At 69.8% G+C, this 19,091-nt stretch carries 23 protein-coding genes; 12 read left to right on the forward strand and 11 right to left on the reverse strand.

The features are described 5' to 3' along the window. The first annotated feature begins 1 nt into the window (after nt 1). A complete protein-coding gene (locus AC1DMN_RS02120) occupies nt 2–415 on the forward strand; it encodes an ASCH domain-containing protein (protein ID WP_477229441.1) in 414 nt (137 codons plus the stop codon). A 121-nt stretch (nt 416–536) separates the two neighbouring features. Here AC1DMN_RS02120 and AC1DMN_RS02125 read toward each other — a convergent pair whose 3' ends face one another. The 5 genes from AC1DMN_RS02125 to xseA are packed head-to-tail and all read right to left on the reverse strand — an operon-like array spanning nt 537 to nt 4,942. Next, the gene (locus AC1DMN_RS02125) at nt 537–1,931 is read right to left on the reverse strand and encodes a class II fumarate hydratase (RefSeq protein WP_477229440.1); all 1,395 of its coding nucleotides are present in this window, start codon (nt 1,929–1,931) and stop codon (nt 537–539) included. A gap of 40 nt (nt 1,932–1,971) precedes the next feature. After that, the gene (locus tag AC1DMN_RS02130) at nt 1,972–2,625 is read right to left on the reverse strand and encodes a carbonic anhydrase (protein WP_477229439.1); all 654 of its coding nucleotides are present in this window, start codon (nt 2,623–2,625) and stop codon (nt 1,972–1,974) included. Beyond that, complete coding sequence (locus tag AC1DMN_RS02135; RefSeq protein WP_477229438.1) at nt 2,622–3,275, reverse strand: DUF4245 family protein; 654 nt, start codon at nt 3,273–3,275, stop codon at nt 2,622–2,624. The genes AC1DMN_RS02130 and AC1DMN_RS02135 overlap by 4 nt, the downstream gene beginning before the upstream one ends. Further along, on the reverse strand, nt 3,272–3,556 hold the full coding sequence (locus tag AC1DMN_RS02140) for an exodeoxyribonuclease VII small subunit (protein ID WP_477229437.1): 285 nt from the start codon (nt 3,554–3,556) through the stop codon (nt 3,272–3,274). The genes AC1DMN_RS02135 and AC1DMN_RS02140 overlap by 4 nt, the downstream gene beginning before the upstream one ends. A 9-nt stretch (nt 3,557–3,565) precedes the next feature. After that, complete coding sequence (gene xseA, locus AC1DMN_RS02145; RefSeq protein ID WP_477229436.1) at nt 3,566–4,942, reverse strand: exodeoxyribonuclease VII large subunit; 1,377 nt, start codon at nt 4,940–4,942, stop codon at nt 3,566–3,568. Between the two features lie 131 nt (nt 4,943–5,073). On the opposite strand from xseA, the gene AC1DMN_RS02150 reads away from it, so the two are divergent. Together AC1DMN_RS02150 and AC1DMN_RS02155 are read left to right on the forward strand one after the other, a co-directional pair. Next, nucleotides 5,074–6,087 (forward strand): 4-hydroxy-3-methylbut-2-enyl diphosphate reductase, encoded by a 1,014-nt coding sequence (locus tag AC1DMN_RS02150; protein ID WP_233312104.1) that lies wholly within the window; start codon nt 5,074–5,076, stop codon nt 6,085–6,087. Beyond that, nucleotides 6,084–6,638: a DUF6264 family protein gene (locus AC1DMN_RS02155; RefSeq protein WP_477229435.1), complete on the forward strand. Its 555-nt coding sequence runs from the start codon at nt 6,084–6,086 to the stop codon at nt 6,636–6,638. Before AC1DMN_RS02150 ends, AC1DMN_RS02155 begins: the two co-directional genes overlap by 4 nt. 71 nt (nt 6,639–6,709) lie before the next feature. Here the strand turns inward: AC1DMN_RS02155 and AC1DMN_RS02160 are convergent, their stop codons facing one another. Next, on the reverse strand, nt 6,710–7,303 hold the full coding sequence (locus AC1DMN_RS02160) for a DUF4822 domain-containing protein (RefSeq protein ID WP_441976274.1): 594 nt from the start codon (nt 7,301–7,303) through the stop codon (nt 6,710–6,712). A 219-nt stretch (nt 7,304–7,522) separates the two neighbouring features. Here AC1DMN_RS02160 and AC1DMN_RS02165 point away from each other — a divergent pair, with 219 nt between their 5' ends. Together AC1DMN_RS02165 and AC1DMN_RS02170 are read left to right on the forward strand one after the other, a co-directional pair. After that, complete coding sequence (locus tag AC1DMN_RS02165) at nt 7,523–8,026, forward strand: sigma-70 family RNA polymerase sigma factor (RefSeq protein ID WP_440734591.1); 504 nt, start codon at nt 7,523–7,525, stop codon at nt 8,024–8,026. Beyond that, nucleotides 8,023–8,676, forward strand: coding sequence for an anti-sigma factor (locus tag AC1DMN_RS02170; protein WP_441976273.1), 654 nt, complete (start codon nt 8,023–8,025; stop codon nt 8,674–8,676). Before AC1DMN_RS02165 ends, AC1DMN_RS02170 begins: the two co-directional genes overlap by 4 nt. A gap of 98 nt (nt 8,677–8,774) precedes the next feature. On the opposite strand, the gene fbaA is transcribed toward AC1DMN_RS02170, so the two are convergent. After that, complete coding sequence (gene fbaA / locus AC1DMN_RS02175; protein ID WP_440734589.1) at nt 8,775–9,803, reverse strand: class II fructose-bisphosphate aldolase; 1,029 nt, start codon at nt 9,801–9,803, stop codon at nt 8,775–8,777. A 183-nt stretch (nt 9,804–9,986) separates the two neighbouring features. Between fbaA and glpX the strand changes: the two genes are divergently transcribed. Continuing rightward, the gene (glpX, locus tag AC1DMN_RS02180; RefSeq protein ID WP_441976272.1) at nt 9,987–10,979 is read left to right on the forward strand and encodes a class II fructose-bisphosphatase; all 993 of its coding nucleotides are present in this window, start codon (nt 9,987–9,989) and stop codon (nt 10,977–10,979) included. A 162-nt stretch (nt 10,980–11,141) separates the two neighbouring features. Beyond that, entirely contained in the window at nt 11,142–11,354 is a 213-nt protein-coding gene (locus AC1DMN_RS02185) for a UDP-N-acetylmuramyl pentapeptide phosphotransferase (protein ID WP_440734587.1), read from the forward strand. On the opposite strand, the gene AC1DMN_RS02190 is transcribed toward AC1DMN_RS02185, so the two are convergent. Then, a complete protein-coding gene (locus AC1DMN_RS02190) occupies nt 11,329–12,684 on the reverse strand; it encodes a DNA recombination protein RmuC (protein WP_441976271.1) in 1,356 nt (451 codons plus the stop codon). The genes AC1DMN_RS02185 and AC1DMN_RS02190 overlap by 26 nt on opposite strands. A 65-nt stretch (nt 12,685–12,749) precedes the next feature. Next, complete coding sequence (locus AC1DMN_RS02195; protein ID WP_440734585.1) at nt 12,750–13,352, reverse strand: 3'-5' exonuclease; 603 nt, start codon at nt 13,350–13,352, stop codon at nt 12,750–12,752. Nucleotides 13,353–13,431: 79 nt separating this feature from the next. Between AC1DMN_RS02195 and AC1DMN_RS02200 the strand changes: the two genes are divergently transcribed. The 4 genes from AC1DMN_RS02200 to AC1DMN_RS02215 are packed head-to-tail and all read left to right on the forward strand — an operon-like array spanning nt 13,432 to nt 15,887. Next, a complete protein-coding gene (locus AC1DMN_RS02200) occupies nt 13,432–14,172 on the forward strand; it encodes a class I SAM-dependent methyltransferase (protein WP_441976270.1) in 741 nt (246 codons plus the stop codon). 31 nt (nt 14,173–14,203) lie between these two features. After that, nucleotides 14,204–15,277 (forward strand): redox-regulated ATPase YchF, encoded by a 1,074-nt coding sequence (gene ychF, locus AC1DMN_RS02205; protein WP_441976269.1) that lies wholly within the window; start codon nt 14,204–14,206, stop codon nt 15,275–15,277. A gap of 33 nt (nt 15,278–15,310) precedes the next feature. Then, a complete protein-coding gene (locus AC1DMN_RS02210) occupies nt 15,311–15,592 on the forward strand; it encodes a type II toxin-antitoxin system RelE/ParE family toxin (RefSeq protein WP_441976268.1) in 282 nt (93 codons plus the stop codon). After that, on the forward strand, nt 15,567–15,887 hold the full coding sequence (locus AC1DMN_RS02215) for a HigA family addiction module antitoxin (protein ID WP_440734581.1): 321 nt from the start codon (nt 15,567–15,569) through the stop codon (nt 15,885–15,887). The genes AC1DMN_RS02210 and AC1DMN_RS02215 overlap by 26 nt, the downstream gene beginning before the upstream one ends. A 128-nt stretch (nt 15,888–16,015) precedes the next feature. Here AC1DMN_RS02215 and AC1DMN_RS02220 read toward each other — a convergent pair whose 3' ends face one another. Continuing rightward, a complete protein-coding gene (locus AC1DMN_RS02220) occupies nt 16,016–16,360 on the reverse strand; it encodes a LysR family transcriptional regulator (RefSeq protein ID WP_441976267.1) in 345 nt (114 codons plus the stop codon). Nucleotides 16,361–16,406: 46 nt separating this feature from the next. After that, a complete protein-coding gene (locus tag AC1DMN_RS02225; RefSeq protein WP_477229434.1) occupies nt 16,407–17,186 on the reverse strand; it encodes an alpha/beta fold hydrolase in 780 nt (259 codons plus the stop codon). An 83-nt stretch (nt 17,187–17,269) separates the two neighbouring features. Between AC1DMN_RS02225 and AC1DMN_RS02230 the strand changes: the two genes are divergently transcribed. Next, entirely contained in the window at nt 17,270–19,039 is a 1,770-nt protein-coding gene (locus AC1DMN_RS02230) for a GNAT family N-acetyltransferase (RefSeq protein WP_441976265.1), read from the forward strand. Nucleotides 19,040–19,091: the final 52 nt, after the last annotated feature.

Below are 19,091 nucleotides of genomic sequence, written 5' to 3' on the forward strand. Positions count from 1 at the left end.
CATGCTCGACGATCTCCCCGTCTCCGAATACGCGTTCCCCGGACCTCTGCGCGATCAGCTGATTGACGCCATCCGGGCGGGAGAGAAGACAACGACGACGAGCCTGTTGCTCGACTACGAGCGAGAAAATGATCCGCTGCCCTCGGTCGGCGACCGTGCCGTCGTGATCGATTCCGAGGGCGAGCCCATCGGAATCGAGGAGATCGTGCACGTGCGCCTGGCGCGACTCGCCGAGGTCGATCTGCCGCACGCGATCGCCGAAGGCGAGGGCTTCACGACGGTCGCCGAGTGGCGCGAGGGGCACGAGGGGTTCTGGCACGGCACCGAGTACCGCGCCTCGATCGAGGATCCGTCCTTCACCGTCGATGACGACACGCTTGCGGTTCTGGTGCGCTTCCGGTTCGAGCCGATCTGAACGCCGCCGCCGTACGGCGCACGGCGGTGCGCGCCGGCAGGCGCGCACACCGCACGAGCCCGGGAACGACGGATGCCGCGCCCTCGAGGGGACGCGGCATCCGCGAGGCAGGGATCCGGTGTCAGCCGGCGTGCGTCATCGAGAGCAGGTCGAGCTTGGCGTCGAGCTGCTCGAGGGTGAGCTCGCCGCGCTCCACGTAGCCGAGATCGATCACGGCGTCGCGGACGGTGATGCCCTTGGCGACGGCGTGCTTGGCGATCTTCGCCGCGGCCTCGTAGCCGATGAGCTTGTTCAGCGGCGTCACGATGGACGGGCTCATGCCGGCGAACGCGGCGGCGCGCTCCAGGTTCGCCTGCAGGCCGTCGACGGTCTTGTCGGCCAGCACGCGCACAGCGTTGGAGAGCAGGCGGATCGACTCGAGCAGCGCGGTGCCCATGACGGGGATCGCCACGTTCAGCTCGAACGAGCCGGAAGCGCCGGCCCAGGCGACCGTCGCGTCGTTGCCGATCACGCGGGCGCACACCATGAGCACGGCCTCGGGGACGACCGGGTTGACCTTGCCCGGCATGATCGAGGATCCGGGCTGCAGGTCGGGGATGTGCAGCTCGCCGAGACCCGTGTTCGGGCCCGAGCCCATCCAGCGCAGGTCGTTGTTGATCTTCGTCAGCGAGACGGCGATGGTGCGGAGGGCGCCCGACGCCTCGACCAGGCCGTCGCGGTTGGCCTGCGCCTCGAAGTGATCCTTGGCCTCGGTGATCGGCAGCTCGGTCTCCGCCGCGAGCAGCTCGATGACCTTCTGCGGGAAGCCGAGCGGAGTGTTGATGCCGGTGCCGACCGCGGTGCCGCCCAGGGGCACCTCGGCGACGCGGGGGAGGGCCGACTGCACGCGCTCGATGCCGAGCCGGATCTGGCGGGCGTAGCCGCCGAACTCCTGGCCGAGGGTGACCGGGGTGGCGTCCATGAGGTGGGTGCGGCCGGACTTGACCGCGTCCTTCCACAGCTCCGCCTTCGCCTCGAGCGCCACCGCGAGGTGGTCGAGCGAGGGGATGAGGGTGTCGATGAGCGCCTGGGTGACGGCGATGTGCACCGAGGTCGGGAAGACGTCGTTGGACGACTGCGACGCGTTCACGTGGTCGTTCGGGTGCACGGTCGCGCCCAGGATCCGGGTCGCGAGGGTCGCGAGCACCTCGTTCATGTTCATGTTCGAGGAGGTGCCGGATCCGGTCTGGTAGGTGTCGACCGGGAACTCGCCGTCGTGCTTGCCCGCGGCGACCTCGTCCGCTGCCTGGGCGATCGCATCGGCGATGGCGCCGTCGAGCGTGCCCAGCTCCTTGTTGGCGAGTGCCGCGGCCTTCTTGATCCGGGCGAGGGCCGCGATCTGCGTCGACTCCAAGCCCTTGCCGGAGATCGGGAAGTTCTCCACGGCGCGCTGCGTCTGCGCACCGTACAGAGCGTTCACGGGCACGCGCACCTCGCCCATGGTGTCGTGTTCGATGCGGTACTCGATTTCAGCCACTGCTGTTCCTCCAGATGTGACGGTGTGTTGAGGGGGATGTTCAGGCGTGGGCGTCGCTGAGGCCCACGGTGACGACGGGCACGGCCGTGCCCTCGTTCAGTCGGTAGTTGGCGCCGACGATGCCCAGTGCGCCGTCGGCGACAGCCTGCGCGATCAGCTCGGAGGACTGCAGCAGATCGCGCACGGTATTGCGTAGGTGCTCCTGGCCGACGAGCTCGGCGTCGATGTCGGCCACGGTGGACCCGCCCTGCTCGGCGAGCACCTTGCGGGCGGCCGGCACGATCGGGGCGATGAGCTTCCAGATGTGCGGCGGGAGGGGCGCAGCGTCGATCGCGGTGCCGTCGATGGCGGCGCGCACGGCGCCGCAGCTGTCGTGCGCGAGCACGACGATCAGCGGCACGCCGAGGACCGCCACGGCGTACTCGAGGCTCGCGACGATCGACTCGCCGAGGACCTGCCCGGCGTTGCGCACGACGAACAGGTCGCCGAGGCCCTTGTCGAAGATGATCTCGGCGGCGAGGCGCGAGTCGGAGCAGCCGAACAGCGTCGCGAGCGGCGCCTGCCCGTCCACGAGCTCGTGACGTTTGCCGACGTCCTGGTTGGGGTGCTCGGGGTCGCCGGCGACGAAGCGCCGGTTGCCCTCGCTCATGAGTCGCCAGGCCTCATCGGGGGTCAGGGTGGTGATATCCGTCATCGTCCGCTTCCGAGTTGGTCGATCTGCGGGCTGATCTTGGCGACCAGCTCCGCCGTGCCCGCCTTGCCGAGGGCGCCATAGACGAGGACGTAGTCCTTGCCGACCTGGGTGCCGAGCGCGTAGTTGATGTTCGCCGCCGAGTCGGGGTTCGGGATCACGTATTCGTCCCAGGTGCGCCCGCCGATCTTCACGGTGCCCTTCGAGGACGTCCCGCGCAGCGGCGTGGCCGCCCAGTCGGCGTCGGCGTCGAACGCCTGGGCGATGTGCGCATAGCCGCGGGCGTCGTCGGCCTGCGGTGCCACCGTGATGTCCCACACGACCGGCTTGCCGTCGACCAGCACGGCCTTGTTCACGCGCCAGTTGTTGGGCGGCGTCGGCAGCAGCACCGGGCGGTCCAGGGTGCTCTGCGCGTTCTTGGCGGCCGTGGGAAGATCCACGGCGTTGGCTCCGGTGAAGTCACCGCGCGGCACGATGAGCACGATGAGCAGGACGACGCCGACGGTCGCGATCAGGGCCGCGATCAGGCCGCGGAACGTCTGGCTGGACCGGTACGCGGCAGAGGAAGCGGCCTTGCGGTCGGCCGTCTCCGCGGCGGTCTCGGGGCGGCCGAGCTCGGCGACGACCGGCGGCTGCTTCGGGGCGCGGCTCATCGTGCGTCCTCCTCGGCGGGACGCGAGGCGGCACCGGCTTCCGGACGCGAGGCATCCAGGCGGCGCTTGGCGCCCAGCAGCCACTCCTCGCAGCGGGCGGCGAGCGCCTCGCCGCGCTCCCATAGCGTGAGCGACTGCTCGAGGGTGGGCGCGCCCTGCTCGAGCTCCGCGACGACGCGCACCAGCTCGTCCCTGGCCTGCTCGAAGCTGAGGCCCGCGGGATCGGCGACGGTCGGCGCAGAACTCCCTGCGGAGGCGGACGGCTCGTTCGACACAGTCACGCCTCCATCCTACCGGCGCGCGTCGGAGCCCTCGGCCGGAGCGGGGTCGGATGCGCCGGCCTTCAGCGGCGCGGCGGATTCCGGTCGCGCAGGGTTCGTGGCGTCTGTGGCGTCCGACTCGGCGATCTCGCCCTCGGACAACGCGCGCAGCGAGCCGCGGTCCACCGTGAGGGTGAGCGCGGTGCCTGCCGGGGCGTCGGAGGCATCGCGCACGATCACGCCGTCGTCGCGGTGCGCGATCGCGTAGCCGCGCGCCAGGGTCGCCGCCGGCGACAGGGCGCGCAACGAGGCGCGCAGCTCGGCCGTGCGCCGGCCCGCGGCATCGACGGCGCGGCCGAGCGTGTCACGGGAGCGTGCGGCGAGCAGCCACACCTCCTGCGCGCGACGCTCGATGAGCGGATCCGGATCCCGCAGCACGGGCCTCGACCGCAGCTGCTCGAGCTGGGCGATGTCGTGCGCCACGCGCTGCGACACCCGGGTCGTCGCTCGTGCGCGCAGCTGGGCGACGAGCGCCCGCTGCTCGCCGACGTCGGGCACCACGCGCTTCGCCGCGTCGGTGGGCGTCGAGGCGCGCAGGTCCGCCACGTCGTCCAGCAGCGGATGGTCGTTCTCATGGCCGATCGCGCTGACCACGGGCGTGGACGCGGCTGCGACGGCGCGCACCAGCCGCTCGTCGCTGAAGCCGAGGAGGGTCTGCGGATCTCCGCCGCCGCGTGCGATGACGATGACGTCGACGTCGGGATCCGCGTCGAGCTTCTTGAGCGCGGCGAGCGTCTCCGGCACGCAGCGGTCGCCCTGCACCGCGGCATGCACGGTGCGGAAGCGCACCTGCGGCCAGCGCAGTTCGGCGTTGCGGTGCACGTCCTTCTCCGCGTCGGAGTTCTCACCGGTGATGAGCCCGATCACGTGCGGGAGGAACGGGAGCGGCTTCTTGCGGGACGGGTCGAACAGCCCCTCCTGACGCAGCTGCACGCGCAGACGCTCCAGGCGCTCGAGCTGATCGCCCAGGCCCACGTGCTTCATCGCCGAGACGGTGAAGCTGAAATCGCCCGCCTTGACGAAGTAGTCGGCCTTGACCGCGGCGACCACGTGATCGCCCACGGCGAGATCGGCGGGGATCCGCGCACGCACGCTCGACCACAACCGGATCGAGATCTGCGCGTCGGAGCGGGTGTCCTTGAGTCGCGCGAAGACGTTGCCGGCGCGCACGTTCCAGCTCGTGATCTCGCCCTCGACCCAGACCGTGCCCCACTGCGCCACGAAGTCGCGGATCGTCGCATTCAGCCGTGCGATCGAGGTCGGGGCGTCCGCGGAGGACTCGCGTGGCGCGACGGAGTCGGCAGGCGGGGCCTCGCCAGGGACGGAGGCGGCTTCGAAGACGGTCATCGCCTCCCCAGCGTAGCAATGGGCTTCCGCCCGATCCCGGCCTGCTGTCAGGACGCCGCCGGTAGAATCGGGGGGTGAGTTCACCCGTCGCGCTGCCCGTGCCGCAGATCCCTCGTCGCCGCCCCACGGCCGTGCGCGAGCCGCTCCAGGACCGTCCCGTCGACGGGCGCAAGCGCGTGCTGCTCGCCGCCCCGCGCGGCTACTGCGCCGGTGTCGACCGCGCTGTGGTCGCCGTCGAGAAGGCCCTGCAGCGATACGGCGCCCCCGTGTACGTGCGCAAGCAGATCGTGCACAACATCCATGTGGTCACCGAGCTCGAGGCTCAGGGCGCGATCTTCGTCGACGAGGTGGACGAGATCCCGGAGGGGTCGCACGTCGTCTTCAGTGCGCACGGCGTCTCGCCGATGGTCGTCTCCGCCGCCGAGGACCGGCACCTGCACGCGATCGACGCGACCTGCCCGCTGGTGACCAAGGTGCATCGCGAGGCCGTGCGCTTCGCCCGCGACGACTTCGAGATCCTGCTCATCGGTCACGACGGGCACGAGGAGGTCGAGGGCACCGCCGGTGAGGCCCCGGATCACGTGACCGTCGTGAACTCGCCGGCGGAGGCCGACACCGTCGAGGTGCGCGATCCTTCCAAGGTCGTCTGGTTGTCGCAGACGACGCTCTCGGTGGACGAGACCATGGAGACCGTGAACCGGCTGCGCACGCGCTTCCCCGAACTGCAGGATCCGCCCTCCGACGACATCTGCTACGCCACGCAGAACCGCCAGGTCGCGATCAAGAAGGTCGCCGCCGATGCGGATCTGGTGATCGTGGTCGGATCCGCCAACTCCTCCAACAGCGTCCGCCTCGTCGAGGTGGCGCGCGAGTACGGCGCGAAGGCGGCCTATCGTGTCGACTACGCCGACGAGGTGCAGCAGGAGTGGCTGGACGGCGTCGCGACGGTCGGCGTGACCAGCGGCGCGTCCGTGCCCGAGGTGCTCGTGCAGGAGGTGCTGCAGGTGCTCGCCGAGGCTGGATACGGTGACGTTGAAGAGGTGCGCACCGCGGAGGAGGACCTGATGTTCTCGCTGCCCAAGGAGTTGCGCCAGGACATCTCAGGCCAGCGCGACGAGCGGGCACTGGGCGGACGCAGCCGATGACCGATTCCGGCTCCGCGGAGCAGTCGCGCAGGCCGGCCTTCGGCGAATATGCGACGCCCGAGGAACAGAGCAGACGGGCGGGACGACCGCTGCCGCCGCCCGTCGTGCACACGCCACCCGCAGCCGTGCCCGGCGCGCAGCCCGCGGCTCCCGCGGAGGTGGTGGAGGAGCGTTCGGCGCACCCTGTCGATCGCATGGCGTCGATCGCGCTGCTCGCCTACGGGCTCTGGAACGTCATCACCTCGACCTTCGCGTTCCTGAACCCGTCGTCTCTGATGGCGACGATGATGCAGGCCGTGGGGATCTCCAGCACGTTCTCGAACTACTCCCAGGCGCGGACCTGGGGCATGGTCGCGGGGATCCTCCTGATCGTGGGGTGGGTCATCACCGCCGCATGGTCCGTGGCTCGGCTGCGGCGCGGCAAGCTCACGTGGTGGCTCCCGGTCACCGGCGGTGTCGTGTTCGTCACCCTGACGACGCTCTGCATGATGGTGCCGTTCTTCACGGATCCGGCGGTCATCGCCTACCTGAACCAGCAGCTGCAGAAGTAGCGCCCTGAGAGGGCGAGAGCCCGGCCCCCATCGGGTGCCGGGCTCTCGCGTTCTGCGGGGCCGTCGCGGGATCAGCGCGCGTTGCCGTTGTTGAAGTGATAATCGCCGTTGCCGGTAGTGCCGTTGCCGTTGGCGCCCGGACCGCGGCCGTCGGTGCCCGGCTCGACGTGGTTGGTCTTGGTGTGCACGATGTCGTAGTAGACGGTCTGGTCGGCCGCGTTCGGGAACACGCGGTAGGTGAACACGTTCTTGTTCAGCTCGACGATCGGGACGATGCGCTGGAACAGCACGTTGCCGTTCGCGTCCTTCGCCGCGATCCAGCGTGAGGAGCCGTCGGCGGGGACGGACCAGTCGCCGTGCATCTTCGGGCTGTTGTCGAGGTTGTACATGGTGAACGTGCCGTCGGCCTTGAAGTACGCCCAGCCCACGAAGTTCGACACGGCAGGGTTGTCCAGCGCCACGCGATTGCCCTGGGCATCGCGCGCGCTCGTCGTCTTCCACGGTGTGGAGGCCAGCGTCTCGGACGGGGTCAGGACCTGCTTCGAGAAGGACACGGAAGCGGTGGTGGTCGGAGCTGCGGCCGCGGCGGTCGTCGGGACGACCGCGACGGCGGCGAGGGCGATGGTCGACGCGGCGATGAGCTTGCGGGAGAAGGAGATGTTCATGTCCTCCACGTTAGGAATCGAGGCGCATCGTCCACATCAGCCGATCGGCTACTTCCCGCATCGCCGAGCGGATGATCGGCTTCCCGGATCCGGGGAGGCGACGCGACCATACTGAGGGGACGACAGGTCGGGATCCGGGTTCATCGATGGTCGGATCCGGGATCCGCCCGCCGATGAACCTTCGGGGCGCGGGCCTCGTTTCCCACTGAGGAGGCGACTGTGGATGACGACGACGAGCGGCTGACCGCGCTCTACGACGTGCACGCGGGTCCGATCCGTCGCTACGTCGTGCACCTCACGGGGAGTAGCGCCTCAGCGGACGACGTCGTGCAGGAGACACTGCTGCGCGCCTGGCGCACGCCGCGGATCCTGGAGCAGGAGGTGACGACGACGCGGGCCTGGATGTTCACCGTCGCCCGGCACCTCGTCATCGACGAGGCGCGCAGCGCCCGCCGCCGCCACGAGCATCCGGTCGCCGAGCTTCCCGAGCGAGCATCGGGCGATGTCACGGACCGGCTGTTCGACGCGATCCTCATCGAGGACGCGCTCGCCGAGCTCAGCCCGGAACACCGCGCGGTGATCGTGGCGGCCTACTACGGAGGACACAGCGTCGCCGAGATCGCGACCGAGCTGGGGATCCCCGGCGGCACGGTGAAATCCAGGATGCACTACGGACTGCGGGCCCTCCGGCTCGCGCTGCAGGAGAGAGGGGTGATCCGGTGAGCGCTGATCCGTTCGCGACGTGGGATGCCGCCTACGTGATGGGCGCGCTGTCCGCCGCGGACCGAGCGCGGTACGAGGCGCACCTCGCGGAGTGCGCCGAATGCCGGGACGCCGTCGCCGAGCTCGTGCCGGCCGTGGGGCTCCTGTCCCGGGTGCACGCGGACGACGCAGCCCGCATCGGCGCTGGAGCGGCGGACCCCGCCGGGCCGAAGCTGCTGTCGATCGCGCGCGCCCGAAAGCGCTCCCGGCGCCGCGCACTGTGGACCGGCGTCGGCATCGCCGCGGCGCTCGCCGTCGCCGTCCCCGTCACGATCGTCGCCGTCGCCCCTCGGCCCGCGGTCGAGGTGGCGTTGCAGGGGGCGGCCACGGTGCCGGTGAGTGCGACGGTGTCCCTGACGCCGGTCGCCTGGGGGACCAGGATCGACATGGCGTGCCTGTACGGCGCGGATGCCCCCGACGCCGGCTGGACATACGTCCTCACCGTCGTGGACCGAGACGGCACGACGACGGATCTGTCGACGTGGAAGGCCCAGCCCGGGCGCACCGCGACGCTGTCGGCGGGAACGGCCGCCGCGCTGACGGACATCCGCACGGTGGAGATCCGCACCGCCACGGGAGATGTGATCCTGCGTCACGACATCGGCGGCTGATCCGCAGACGACAGGAGCGCCGCCGGGACGGATCCCGACGACGCTCCTGGACGCTGCTGCGGCTGTGCCGCTGGTCAGCTCTGCGGCGGTGCTGGTGGTCAGCTCTTGGACTGGCCGTACGAGCCGAGCTGGCGGGTCGACTCGATGACACGCTGGGCCATCGCGGTCTCGGCGACCTTGCCCCAGGCGCGCGGGTCGTAGACCTTCTTGTTGCCGACCTCGCCGTCGACCTTCAGCACGCCGTCGTAGTTGCTGAACATGTATCCGGCGATCGAGCGGGTGAACGCGTACTGGGTGTCGGTGTCGATGTTCATCTTCACCACGCCGTTCGCGACCGCGAGGGCGATCTCCGCGTCCGTCGAGCCGGATCCGCCGTGGAAGACGAGGTCGAGCGGCTTCGCGCCCGTGCCGTACTTCGCGGCGACCTGCTGCTGGATCTCGCCGAGCAGCTCGGGGCGCAGCTTCACGCCGCCGGGCTTGTACACGCCGTGCACGTTGCCGAACGTGAGTGCGGCGATGTAGCGGCCCTGCTCGCCGAGGCCCAGCGCCTGCACGGCCTGGTCCACGTCGGCGAAGGTCGTGTAGAGCGCCTCGTTCGAGCCCTCGTGCGCGACGCCGTCCTCCTCGCCGCCGACGACGCCGATCTCGACCTCGAGGATCGCGTTGATCGCCTTCATGCGGGGGAGCAGGTCGCGGGCGATCTCGATGTTCTCCGCGAGCGGCACGGCCGAGCCGTCCCACATGTGCGACTGGAAGATGGGGTTGCGGCCCGCCTTGACCTCTTCCTCGGAGGCGGCGATGAGCGGCTCCACGAAGCCCGCGAGCGCGTCCTTGGGGCAGTGGTCGGTGTGCAGCGCGACCGTGATCGGGTAGTTCTTGGCGACCTCGGTGGCGAACTTGGCGAAGGCGAGGGCGCCGGTGGCGCGGGCCTTCACGGTCTGGCCGGCGAAGTAGTCGGCGCCGCCGGTCGTGACCTGGATGATGCCGTCGGATCCGGCTTCGGTCAGACCCTGCAGCACGGCGTGGATGGTCTGCGAGCTGGAGACGTTGAACGCCGGGTAGGCGAAGCCGCCTGCCTTCGCGCGGTCGAGCATCTCGGCGTACTGATCCGGGGTGGCAACGGGCATGGCATCTCCTGTGCTGGATGACGGGGGTCGGTGCCACTCTAGCGCCGCAGGATCGGCGATTCAGAGCGCGTGACGGCGGCCTCGGGAGGGCGGATCTTCGGCCTGGTAAAGAAGCGCGTATCTTTCGGTTTCGCAGCGCAGAAATCTGCGGATCCGTAACCGTCCCGCCCCTACGCTGGGGGCATGGTGAGCCTCACAGCCGATCTCAGCCCCCTCCACCCCGACCGCAACCTCGCACTGGAACTCGTCCGTGCGACGGAGGCCGCGGCGATCCGCGCCGTCCCGTTCATCGGACGCGGCGCGAAGGAGGCCGCTGACGGTGCCGCTGTCGATGCGATGCGCGCCTTCCTCGGAACCGTCGACTTCGACGGCCTGGTGGTGATCGGTGAGGGCGAGAAGGACAACGCTCCGATGCTCTTCAACGGGGAGCACGTCGGCAGCGGCGTCGAATGGGCGCAGCAGTACGACATCGCCGTGGACCCGATCGACGGCACCACCCTCACCGCGGACGGTCGGCAGAACGCGGTCTCCGTCATCGCGGTGTCCGACCGTGGCACGATGCTCGACGCCTCGAGCGTCTTCTACATGGACAAGCTCGTCACGGGCCCTGCCGGTGTCGGCGTCGTCGACATCCGCCTCCCCGTCGCGGAGAACATCAAGCGCCTCGCCGGCGTTCTCGGCAAGCCGGTCGACGAGATCGTCGTCTCGGTGCTGAACCGTCCGCGTCACGAGAAGCTCATCCAGGAGATCCGCGCTGCGGGAGCGGGCACCCGCCTGATGAGCGACGGCGACGTCGCCGGCGGCATCAACGCGGCCCGGCACGGGGCGCGCACCGACATGTGCATCGGCATCGGCGGCAGCCCCGAGGGCATCGTCACGGCGTGCGCGATCAAGGCGCTCGGCGGGCACATCCAGGGCCGGCTGTGGCCGCGCGACGATGACGAGCGCCAGCGCGGCATCGACGCCGGGCTCGACATGGACAAGGTCTACGAGGCCGACGACCTGGTGAGCGGCAACAACACGATCTTCGTGGCGACCGGTGTGACCGACGGCCAGCTGGTCGCCGGCGTCCGGCGCGAAGGCGACTACCTCTACACCGAGAGCGTGGTGCTGCGCAGCGCCTCCGGCACCCTGCGCCGGATCGCCTCGGAGCACCTCGTCTCCAAGTGGCTCTGAGCGGGTTTCCCGTCGCACCGGCTTCCTGAGCGAACCCGGTGCGATAACGACCTGATCGCATTCCGTGTCTTCACGGCCTCACCTGTCACAATGGAGGGGCGCCGATCGGCGTGCACGGCGCATTCAGCGCGGTTCGGAATGCGGAGCAGGGGAGCGTGGACGATGGCTGCGGAGAACATCTACCGCCAGGAGACGGTCACCGACACCGGTTCGGTCAAGATCGTCGAGATGGATGCTGCGCGCCGTACCGACGTGCTGTTCCGCGTCCGTCGCGACGAGGGTCACGAGATCAGCGCCTGGTGGATGATCGGCGCCTTCGTGCTCTTCTCCGCCACCGTGGTCTTCCTGCTCAGCGCGGTTCCGGGGAGCGCGTGACCTCCCGCTCGGCCTGATCGTTTCGCTCCGCACGATCGTTCGGCTCGGCGTGGTCCGGATCCTGACCGCTCAGGCGCGCACGCAGCTCGCCGAGGTCTGCGCGGATCCCCTCAGGATGGCCCTCAGCCGCGGAACGCCCCTCGTCATCGGATGAGACCAGATCGTCGGCGGACGAGACCAGCTCGTCGGCGGTGAACCGTCGCGTGGCACTGGTCAGGGCCGGAGGCGCGATGAGTGCTCCCGCATCGACGCCGGGGAAGCGGCGAGCCGTCACCAGCACCCTGCTTTCCAGGGATCCGGCGAAGCGGTTGTAGCTGTCGACGGTGCGCTCGAGCGCGCGACGCAGGTCGTCCGCATGGCCGGCGAGTACGCCGAGCCTGTCGTACAGCTGCGTGCCGAGGTCGAGGAGCACGGCCGCCTCGGCCGACAGCTCCTGCTGCTTCCAGGTGTACGCGACGGTCTTCAGCACCGCCCACAGGTTCACCGGGGTGGCCAGTGCCACTCGCTTGCCGAATGCGTAGTCGAGCAATGCCGGATCCTCGTCGAGCGCCGCGGACAGCAGCGACTCCGTGGGCAGGAAGCAGATCACGAACTCGGGGCTCACATCGAGGCCCGACCAGTACGCCTTCTTCGCGAGTGCGTCGACGTGCGCACGCACAGCCTTGACGTGCTGCTGCATGAGCGACCGTCGCTGCGGATCCTCGGACGCGAGCGCGCCGGCCGCCAGGAACGCGTCGAGGGGAGCCTTGGCGTCCACCGCGATCGACGCGCCGCCGGCGAGGCGGATCACCATGTCGGGACGGCCGTGGCCCGCATCGGAGTGGATCGTGGCCTGCAGGTCGAAATCGACGTGTCGGGTGAGGCCCGCGGCCTCCACCACGCGGCGCAGCTGGGTCTCGCCCCACACGCCGCGCGCGGAGGTCGAGCGCAGCGCGCCGGCCAGGGACTCGGTCGTGGAACGCAGCGCCTCGCCGTTCTCCTCGGAGCGCCGCAGCTGCTCGCTCAGCTGTCCGAACTGCGTCTGGCGCTCGCGCTCCAGCACGGTCACCGTCTGCTGCATCCGGTGCAGGCTCTCCCGCACCGGCGCGAGCGCGGTGAGCACGGCGTTCTCCTGCCGCACGCGCTCCGCGGCGTCGTGCTGCTCGCGGCGGGCGTGCTCGACGGCATCGCGGTACAGGTCGTGCTGACGGTCGCGGTCCTCGCGCACGACGGAGAGTTCCGCATCGGCGCGGGCGAGATCGGCGGCGCCGCGGCTGCGGCCGAGGAACCAGCCGACCGCAAGGCCCGCCACAGCGGTGAGTGCGGCGATGAGCAGTGCGAGCGCGTCCATGCGTCCATCATGGGCGCGGCCACCGACATCGCCGGAGAGCGCGCCCTCGGAACGCAGAAACCGCGTCAGGCGGCGGCGCGCACCTTCGCGGGTGCGGCCGGGGCGAGAGGGGCGCCGAGGCGCACTCCGATCGCGTCGGCCAGCTGCTGCACTGAGCCGGATGCGGTGCGCCGGGCTGCGTCGATCACGATCTGCGCGCAGGCGCGTGCGTCGGCCAGGGCATCGTGGTGCGGGAACGCGCCGAAGCCGGCGGCTGCCGCGGCCACAGGGAGCTTGTAGGAGTCGAGGTCGTACACCTTGCGCGCCACGCTCAGACTGCACAGCGACTGGTACGGCGGGCACTCGTCGCCGGTGGCCTCGCAGGCACGACGGATCACGTTCAGGTCGAAGCCCGCGTTGTGCGCTACGAGCACGTCGGCGCCGGCGAACGCGCAGAGCCGGTCGAGCTGCTCGCTCCAGCCGTCGGCGTTCACGACCTCGTGCGGCTGGATGCCATGGATCCGCACGTTCCACTCCTGGAAGGCATCGTGCCCCGCGGGCGGCCGGATCAGCCATCCGGTCTGCGCGACGACGATGCCGTCCCGCACCCGCACCAGGCCCACCGCACAGGCGGAAGCAGGGGAGGAGTTCGCCGTCTCGAAGTCGATTGCGGTGAAGTCCAAGGCCACGCATCAACCCTCCGTCGCGGAGGGGCCGGCATCGTCCAGGCGCGCCGATCCTGGGCGGATCCGAGCGTAGGCTCGGGCCATGGTCGAACGTGCGACGAGCTTCGGGTCCGAGACGGGCAGCTACGAGAAGGGACGTCCGGAGTACAGATCCGACGCGGTGGCCTGGCTGCTGGAGCCGCTGCCGGGCCCCGACGCGGCGGTCGTCGACATCGGCGCGGGGACGGGCAAGCTCACTCGCGCCGTGCTCGCCCTCGGCGGCACGAGCGTCGTGGCCGTGGATCCCGATCCGCAAATGCTGGAGGCGCTGCGGCAGAAGACGCCAGGAGTCGAGGCGGTCACAGGAACCGCGGAGTCGCTGCCTCTGGCCGACGGGAGCGTCGATGCCGCCACTCTCGGCCAGGCCTGGCATTGGGTGGATCCGGTTGCGGCATCTGCTGAGATCGGACGGGTGGTGCGCCCGGGCGGCGTGCTCGGACTGATCTGGAACGTGCGCGATGACCGCACCGACTGGGTGCGCCGGCTGACGGCGATCATGGGCGGCAGCGCCGCGGAGGAGATGATCGCCGACAACGCCGTGCGGGTCGCGGCGCCGTTCGGCCCCCTCGAAGAGCGGCGCTGGGAGTGGAGCCGGGAGATGACGCGCGCCGAGCTGCATGCGATGGCCAGCTCGCGCAGCCTCATCATCACGTCGTCCGACGAGGAGAAGGCGCGGATCGCCGCTGCCATGGACGAGCTGTTCGACGAGTTGGGGCTCATCGAGGGCGAGACGCTGTCGATGCCGTACGTCACCGCGGCCTACCGCGCGATCCGCGGATCCTGAGTCGACGCGGGCCCCGGTAGACTCGTACCCCGTGGCTCTCACCATCGGAATCGTAGGACTGCCCAACGTCGGCAAGTCCACCCTGTTCAACGCCCTCACCAAGAACGACGTGCTCGCGGCGAACTACCCGTTCGCGACGATCGAGCCGAACGTCGGCGTGGTGAACCTGCCCGACGTGCGGCTGAACAAGCTCGCCGAGATCTTCGGCAGCGAGCGGATCCTGCCCGCGACGGTGTCGTTCGTCGACATCGCCGGCATCGTGCGTGGCGCCAGCGAAGGGGAGGGCCTGGGCAACCAGTTCCTCGCGAACATCCGCGAGGCCGACGCCATCGCGCAGGTCGTGCGCGGCTTCGCCGACGACGACGTGGTGCACGTCGAGGGGGCGATCGACCCGAAGAACGACCTCGAGACGATCAACGCCGAGCTCATGCTCGCCGACCTGCAGACGCTCGAGAAGGCGATCGTGCGGATCGAGAAGGAGGTACGCGGCCGCAAGACCGACGCGTCGGTGCTCGAGGCCGCGAATGCCGCCAAGGACGCGCTCGAGCGCGGCCAGCTGCTCTCCACGAGCGGGATCGACCTGGCCCCGATCAAGGAGCTGGGCCTGCTCACCTCGAAGCCGGTCATCTTCGTCTTCAACGTCGATGAGGCCGTGCTCACGGACGCCGCCCGCAAGGCGGAACTCGCCGCTCTCGTCGCCCCGGCGCAGGCGATCTTCCTGGACGCCAAGATCGAGTCCGAGCTGATCGACCTGGATCCGGAGGACGCCGCCGAGTTGCTCGCCTCCACCGGTCAGGACGAGTCGGGCCTGGATCAGCTCGCCCGCATCGGCTTCGACACGCTGGGCCTGCAGACCTACCTCACGGCAGGCCCGAAGGAAGCCCGCGCCTGGACGATCCACAAGGGCGACAAGGCTCCTCAGGCGGCCGGCGTGATCCACACCGACTTCGAGAAGGGCTTCATCAAGGCCGAGGTCATCTCGTTCGAGGACCTGGTCGCGACCGGATCCGTCGTCGAGGCCCGCTCCAAGGGCAAGGCCCGCCTCGAGGGCAAGGACTACGTCATGCAGGACGGCGACGTGGTGGAGTTCCGCTTTAACGTATAGCGTTATTGACGGTCTTCGTTATATGCTTGCCTCGTGATCAGATCGTTCGGGGGCAAGGACACCGAACGAATCTGGCGCGAGCAGTACGTCAAGGGTGTTGATCGAACCGTGCAGCGGGCGACGCTGCGCAAGCTCGAGCTGGTTCACGCGGCAAAGGATGTCGACGACCTGCGGATCCCACCGGGGAACCGATTGGAGAAATTGGCCGGAGATCGTCGCGGTCAGTACAGCATCCGCGTGAATGCGCAGTGGCGTATCTGCTTCGTCTGGAGAGATGGAGGTGCGGAAGATGTCGAACTCGTCGACTATCACTGAGGCTGACGCGATCGAGCCGATTCACCCGGGAGAGATCCTGATGGAGGACTTCATCGAGGGCTTTGGAATCACGCAGAACAAGCTCGCGGTGTCGATCGGGGTGCCACCGCGACGGATCAATGAGATCGTGCACGGCAAGCGGGGGATCACGGCTGACACCGCGATTCGTCTGGCTCGGTACTTCAGCACGTCTGAGGAGTTCTGGATGAACCTGCAGACGAACTACGAGCTACGGCTCGAACGCCGGGCTCTTCGGGACAAGGTCGCCGCCATCACGCCGCTGCAGGCCGCGTGAGCGACTCCATGGACCATCGGACGCGCATTCGCTGATGCCGCCGCTCCGTCGTTGGCGACGTGGCTCTGGACACGCGTGACGAGCAGCATGCGCTGATCCGCCGCGGAAGTCCGCAGGTCCGATCCGCGTCAGCGCCCCTGGCGCTTCTTGTACGGCTTGGGCTGCCCCTTCACCACGGGTGCGCGGCCCTTCCCCTTCGACGCCTTGGCCTTGCCTCCGGACGGCGCGGCAGATTTCTGCTGAGGCGGGGGAGCGGCGGCGATCCGCTCGCGCGCCTCGGGTAGCAGGAGAATCCCGGCACTCGTCAGACGGGTGGCGCTGCCACGGGTGATGAGCGGGTGCCCGACTTCTTCCTCGAGCTTCTCGATCGCCGAATACAGAGCGGTGAGTGAGATCTCGAGCCTGGCTGCCGCACGCGGGAAATGCAGTTCCTCTGCGACGGCGACGAACCGCCGGAGCTGGGTGATGTTCATGCAAGCCCGTCCTTTCCCGCACGGATCGCGGCCGACCCCCAGCGTACTAGCGGGTGCGGGCGACGTCGTGCTTCAGCACCTGCGGCCAGGTGTCGACGTCGACGGGATCGCTCGCGACAGACAGGGTGGCGTGGGGAAGCAGAGCGGCCAGCGTCTGCGCCGTCGCGAGCGGGTGTCCCGGATCCTCGATCCACGCCAGAATCGTGGTCGGGACGTCGATGCGCTCGATCGCCTCATGGGTGGGCAGGTCGCTCATCGCGGCACCGCGCAGCAGGGAGGGAAGCAGCGCATCGGCGACGTCGGGCACGGTCTCCGGCGCGCCCACGGTCGCCGGCGGACGCGTCCCTCCGCGATGCGCGGCGACCAGGGCATCGACGCCCTCCGATTCCACGAGGGCAGCATCGTCCCGGTAGTTCTGCGCCTGCGCGGCCCGGGTTTCCCACGCGGTCGGGGGCACCATGAGGGTGAGCCCGACGAACCGGCCCGGCTCTCGCGCCGCGGCATGCAGCAGCGTTGCCGCTCCCATCGACGGACCGACCCCGTGCACCTGTTCGCCGGGAAACCAATGATCCAGCAGCCGCAGCAGATCGTCGGCGAGGTTGGACCACACGTAGTCCTCCGCGACCTTGCGGCCGGTCGATCTGCCGTGACCGCGTGCGTCGTATCGCAGCAGCCGCGTTCCGCTCAGCCCTCGGCCGAGGTCCAGATTCAGCACCCGGTCCCTGGCTCGGCTCGAGGTCAGGCCGTGCAGCTGCACGACCGGATGCCCGCCCTCGTCGCTGAGCGCGACGGCGAGTTCGGCGCCGGTGACTTCGAAGGTGGGCATCGGGTTCCTTCCGCTCCGGCGTCGCATGTCGGATCCGCAGAGGCGACGCCGATGTCAGAGTAGCGGGACGCTAGGGTACTGCCATGCGTCTGACCCACGTCACGCAGTTGCGCCTCCCATTCGGCCGGCTCTGGGGGTACGACGTCAGCGCCTCCGAACTCGGCCCGCGCCTGCCGGTCTCCTTCGACCAGCGGATCCACGTCGGCCTCGGAGACCGACCGGGATCCTGGATGGCGATCTCGTTCCACCTGCCGCGGCCCGTGACGAAGGACGCGCTCGCCGACGCGTGGCTCGCGGTGATCGCGCGGCACGGCACCCTGCGCACCGCGTTCGCTCCGGGCGAGGACGGGCAGCCCCAGCTCCACGAGCTCGCGATCGCCCCAGGATCCTGGGTCGAGCACGAGATCCTGCCGGGGCAGGCGGTGAACGACGCCGTCCGCGATGTGCTCGATGGGGCGTGCTCGCCCTACCGCCGACCCTCGTACCGGCTATGCGTCCTCGAGAACGCGACGGGGATCACGATCGTGATCGGATCCGACCATGCGCACGTCGACATGTGGTCGATGCTCGTCATCGCGCGCGACCTCCTCTCGGCAGTGGACGCGGCGCGCGACGGCCGGGATCCCTGGACCGCGCCGGCCGCGGCATTCGTCGACCACACCCGGTCGCTGCTCGAACGCGACCCGGCCCCTGACGAGGTGCGAAAACGGTGGGCCGACATCATCCGCGACAGTGGCGGAGCAATGCCGCGATTCCCGCTCCCGCTGGGCTCGCCGGATCCGCAGCGCGAGAGGGTCGAGGTGCGCGACGTGCTCGATCCGGATGACAGCGCAGCCTTCGCGGCGCAGGCGCGGGAAAGCGGCGTCTCGACGCTGACCCTCGCAGTCGTGGCCATGACGGCGGTCACCCGCACGCTCGCCGGTACGGCGCTGCGCGCGATCTTCCCGGTGCACAGTCGCTACGAGGACACCTGGCACGACTCCGTGGGCTGGTTCATCACCAACTCCGTACTGGAGTCGGCGGTCGCGGAGCCGCGTGCAGCGGCCGCCGCCGTCAAGGAGGCCGTACAGCTCGGGTCGTGGCCGCTTGCCGACGTGCTCGCGCCCTGGGGCGGGATGCCGGTCGCGCCGGGGATGTTCGCGATCTCCTGGCTCGACCTGCGCCGGTTGCCGGTGCGGATCGACTCGGTCGGACTCGACGCGCAGTACGTCGGCGCGGCGATCGACACGGACGGAGTCATGCTGTGGTTCATCCTCGATGAATCCGGCCTGCACCTGAGGTGCCGGTACCCCGACACGGCAGAGGCCCGCGCCAACGTCGGCGAATGGCTTGATCTGCTCGTGGCGCGACTGCAGGCGGAAGCGAAGACGTCCGTCCGAGGGCTGCTGCGGGCGGCGGGCCGCACCTACCGGATCGAGCGGGCGGGCCACGCGGACATCGAGGCGATCGCCGAACTGCTCGCCGATGATCCCTTCGGTGCCGAGCGCGAGGACGCCGAGCTCAGCCGATACGAGGCTGCGTACAACTCGGTCAGACGTGATTCCTCGAACTATCTCGGGGTGGTTCGAGACGACGCCGGCCGCATCGTGGCGACCATGCAGCTGACCGTCATCCCCGGGCTCTCTCGCGGAGGATCCACTCGGCTGCAGATCGAGGGTCTGCGCGTCGCTCCGGTCGAGCGTTCACAGGGCCTCGGCACAGCGATGCTGGAGTGGGCGCACGACTTCGGGCGGTCTCGTGGGGCGACCCTCGCCCAGGTGACCACCGATGAGGCCCGGGATCGGGCACGCGCCTTCTACACCGGGCTCGGCTATCAGACCGCGCACGTGGGCCTGAAGCGGCCACTCGACTGACCCGCATACTGGCCCGGTGCGTGCAGGCGTACGCTGGCCGTGTCTTCCTGAG

This window comes from Microbacterium sp. 01T413_2, from assembly GCF_056398985.1.

What these genes read in the sequence shown, in the direction of transcription:
- AC1DMN_RS02120 (WP_477229441.1), top strand. Translation starts at nt 2, where the DNA reads ATGCTCGACGATCTCCCCGTCTCCGAATACGCGTTCCCCGGACCTCTG.
- AC1DMN_RS02130 (WP_477229439.1), bottom strand. Translation starts at nt 2,625, where the DNA reads ATGACGGATATCACCACCCTGACCCCCGATGAGGCCTGGCGACTCATG.
- AC1DMN_RS02135 (WP_477229438.1), bottom strand. Translation starts at nt 3,275, where the DNA reads ATGAGCCGCGCCCCGAAGCAGCCGCCGGTCGTCGCCGAGCTCGGCCGC.
- xseA (WP_477229436.1), bottom strand. Translation starts at nt 4,942, where the DNA reads ATGACCGTCTTCGAAGCCGCCTCCGTCCCTGGCGAGGCCCCGCCTGCC.
- AC1DMN_RS02155 (WP_477229435.1), top strand. Translation starts at nt 6,084, where the DNA reads ATGACCGATTCCGGCTCCGCGGAGCAGTCGCGCAGGCCGGCCTTCGGC.
- AC1DMN_RS02160 (WP_441976274.1), bottom strand. Translation starts at nt 7,303, where the DNA reads ATGAACATCTCCTTCTCCCGCAAGCTCATCGCCGCGTCGACCATCGCC.
- fbaA (WP_440734589.1), bottom strand. Translation starts at nt 9,803, where the DNA reads ATGCCCGTTGCCACCCCGGATCAGTACGCCGAGATGCTCGACCGCGCG.
- glpX (WP_441976272.1), top strand. Translation starts at nt 9,987, where the DNA reads ATGGTGAGCCTCACAGCCGATCTCAGCCCCCTCCACCCCGACCGCAAC.
- AC1DMN_RS02185 (WP_440734587.1), top strand. Translation starts at nt 11,142, where the DNA reads ATGGCTGCGGAGAACATCTACCGCCAGGAGACGGTCACCGACACCGGT.
- AC1DMN_RS02190 (WP_441976271.1), bottom strand. Translation starts at nt 12,684, where the DNA reads ATGGACGCGCTCGCACTGCTCATCGCCGCACTCACCGCTGTGGCGGGC.
- AC1DMN_RS02200 (WP_441976270.1), top strand. Translation starts at nt 13,432, where the DNA reads ATGGTCGAACGTGCGACGAGCTTCGGGTCCGAGACGGGCAGCTACGAG.
- AC1DMN_RS02215 (WP_440734581.1), top strand. Translation starts at nt 15,567, where the DNA reads ATGTCGAACTCGTCGACTATCACTGAGGCTGACGCGATCGAGCCGATT.
- AC1DMN_RS02220 (WP_441976267.1), bottom strand. Translation starts at nt 16,360, where the DNA reads ATGAACATCACCCAGCTCCGGCGGTTCGTCGCCGTCGCAGAGGAACTG.
- AC1DMN_RS02225 (WP_477229434.1), bottom strand. Translation starts at nt 17,186, where the DNA reads ATGCCCACCTTCGAAGTCACCGGCGCCGAACTCGCCGTCGCGCTCAGC.
- AC1DMN_RS02230 (WP_441976265.1), top strand. Translation starts at nt 17,270, where the DNA reads ATGCGTCTGACCCACGTCACGCAGTTGCGCCTCCCATTCGGCCGGCTC.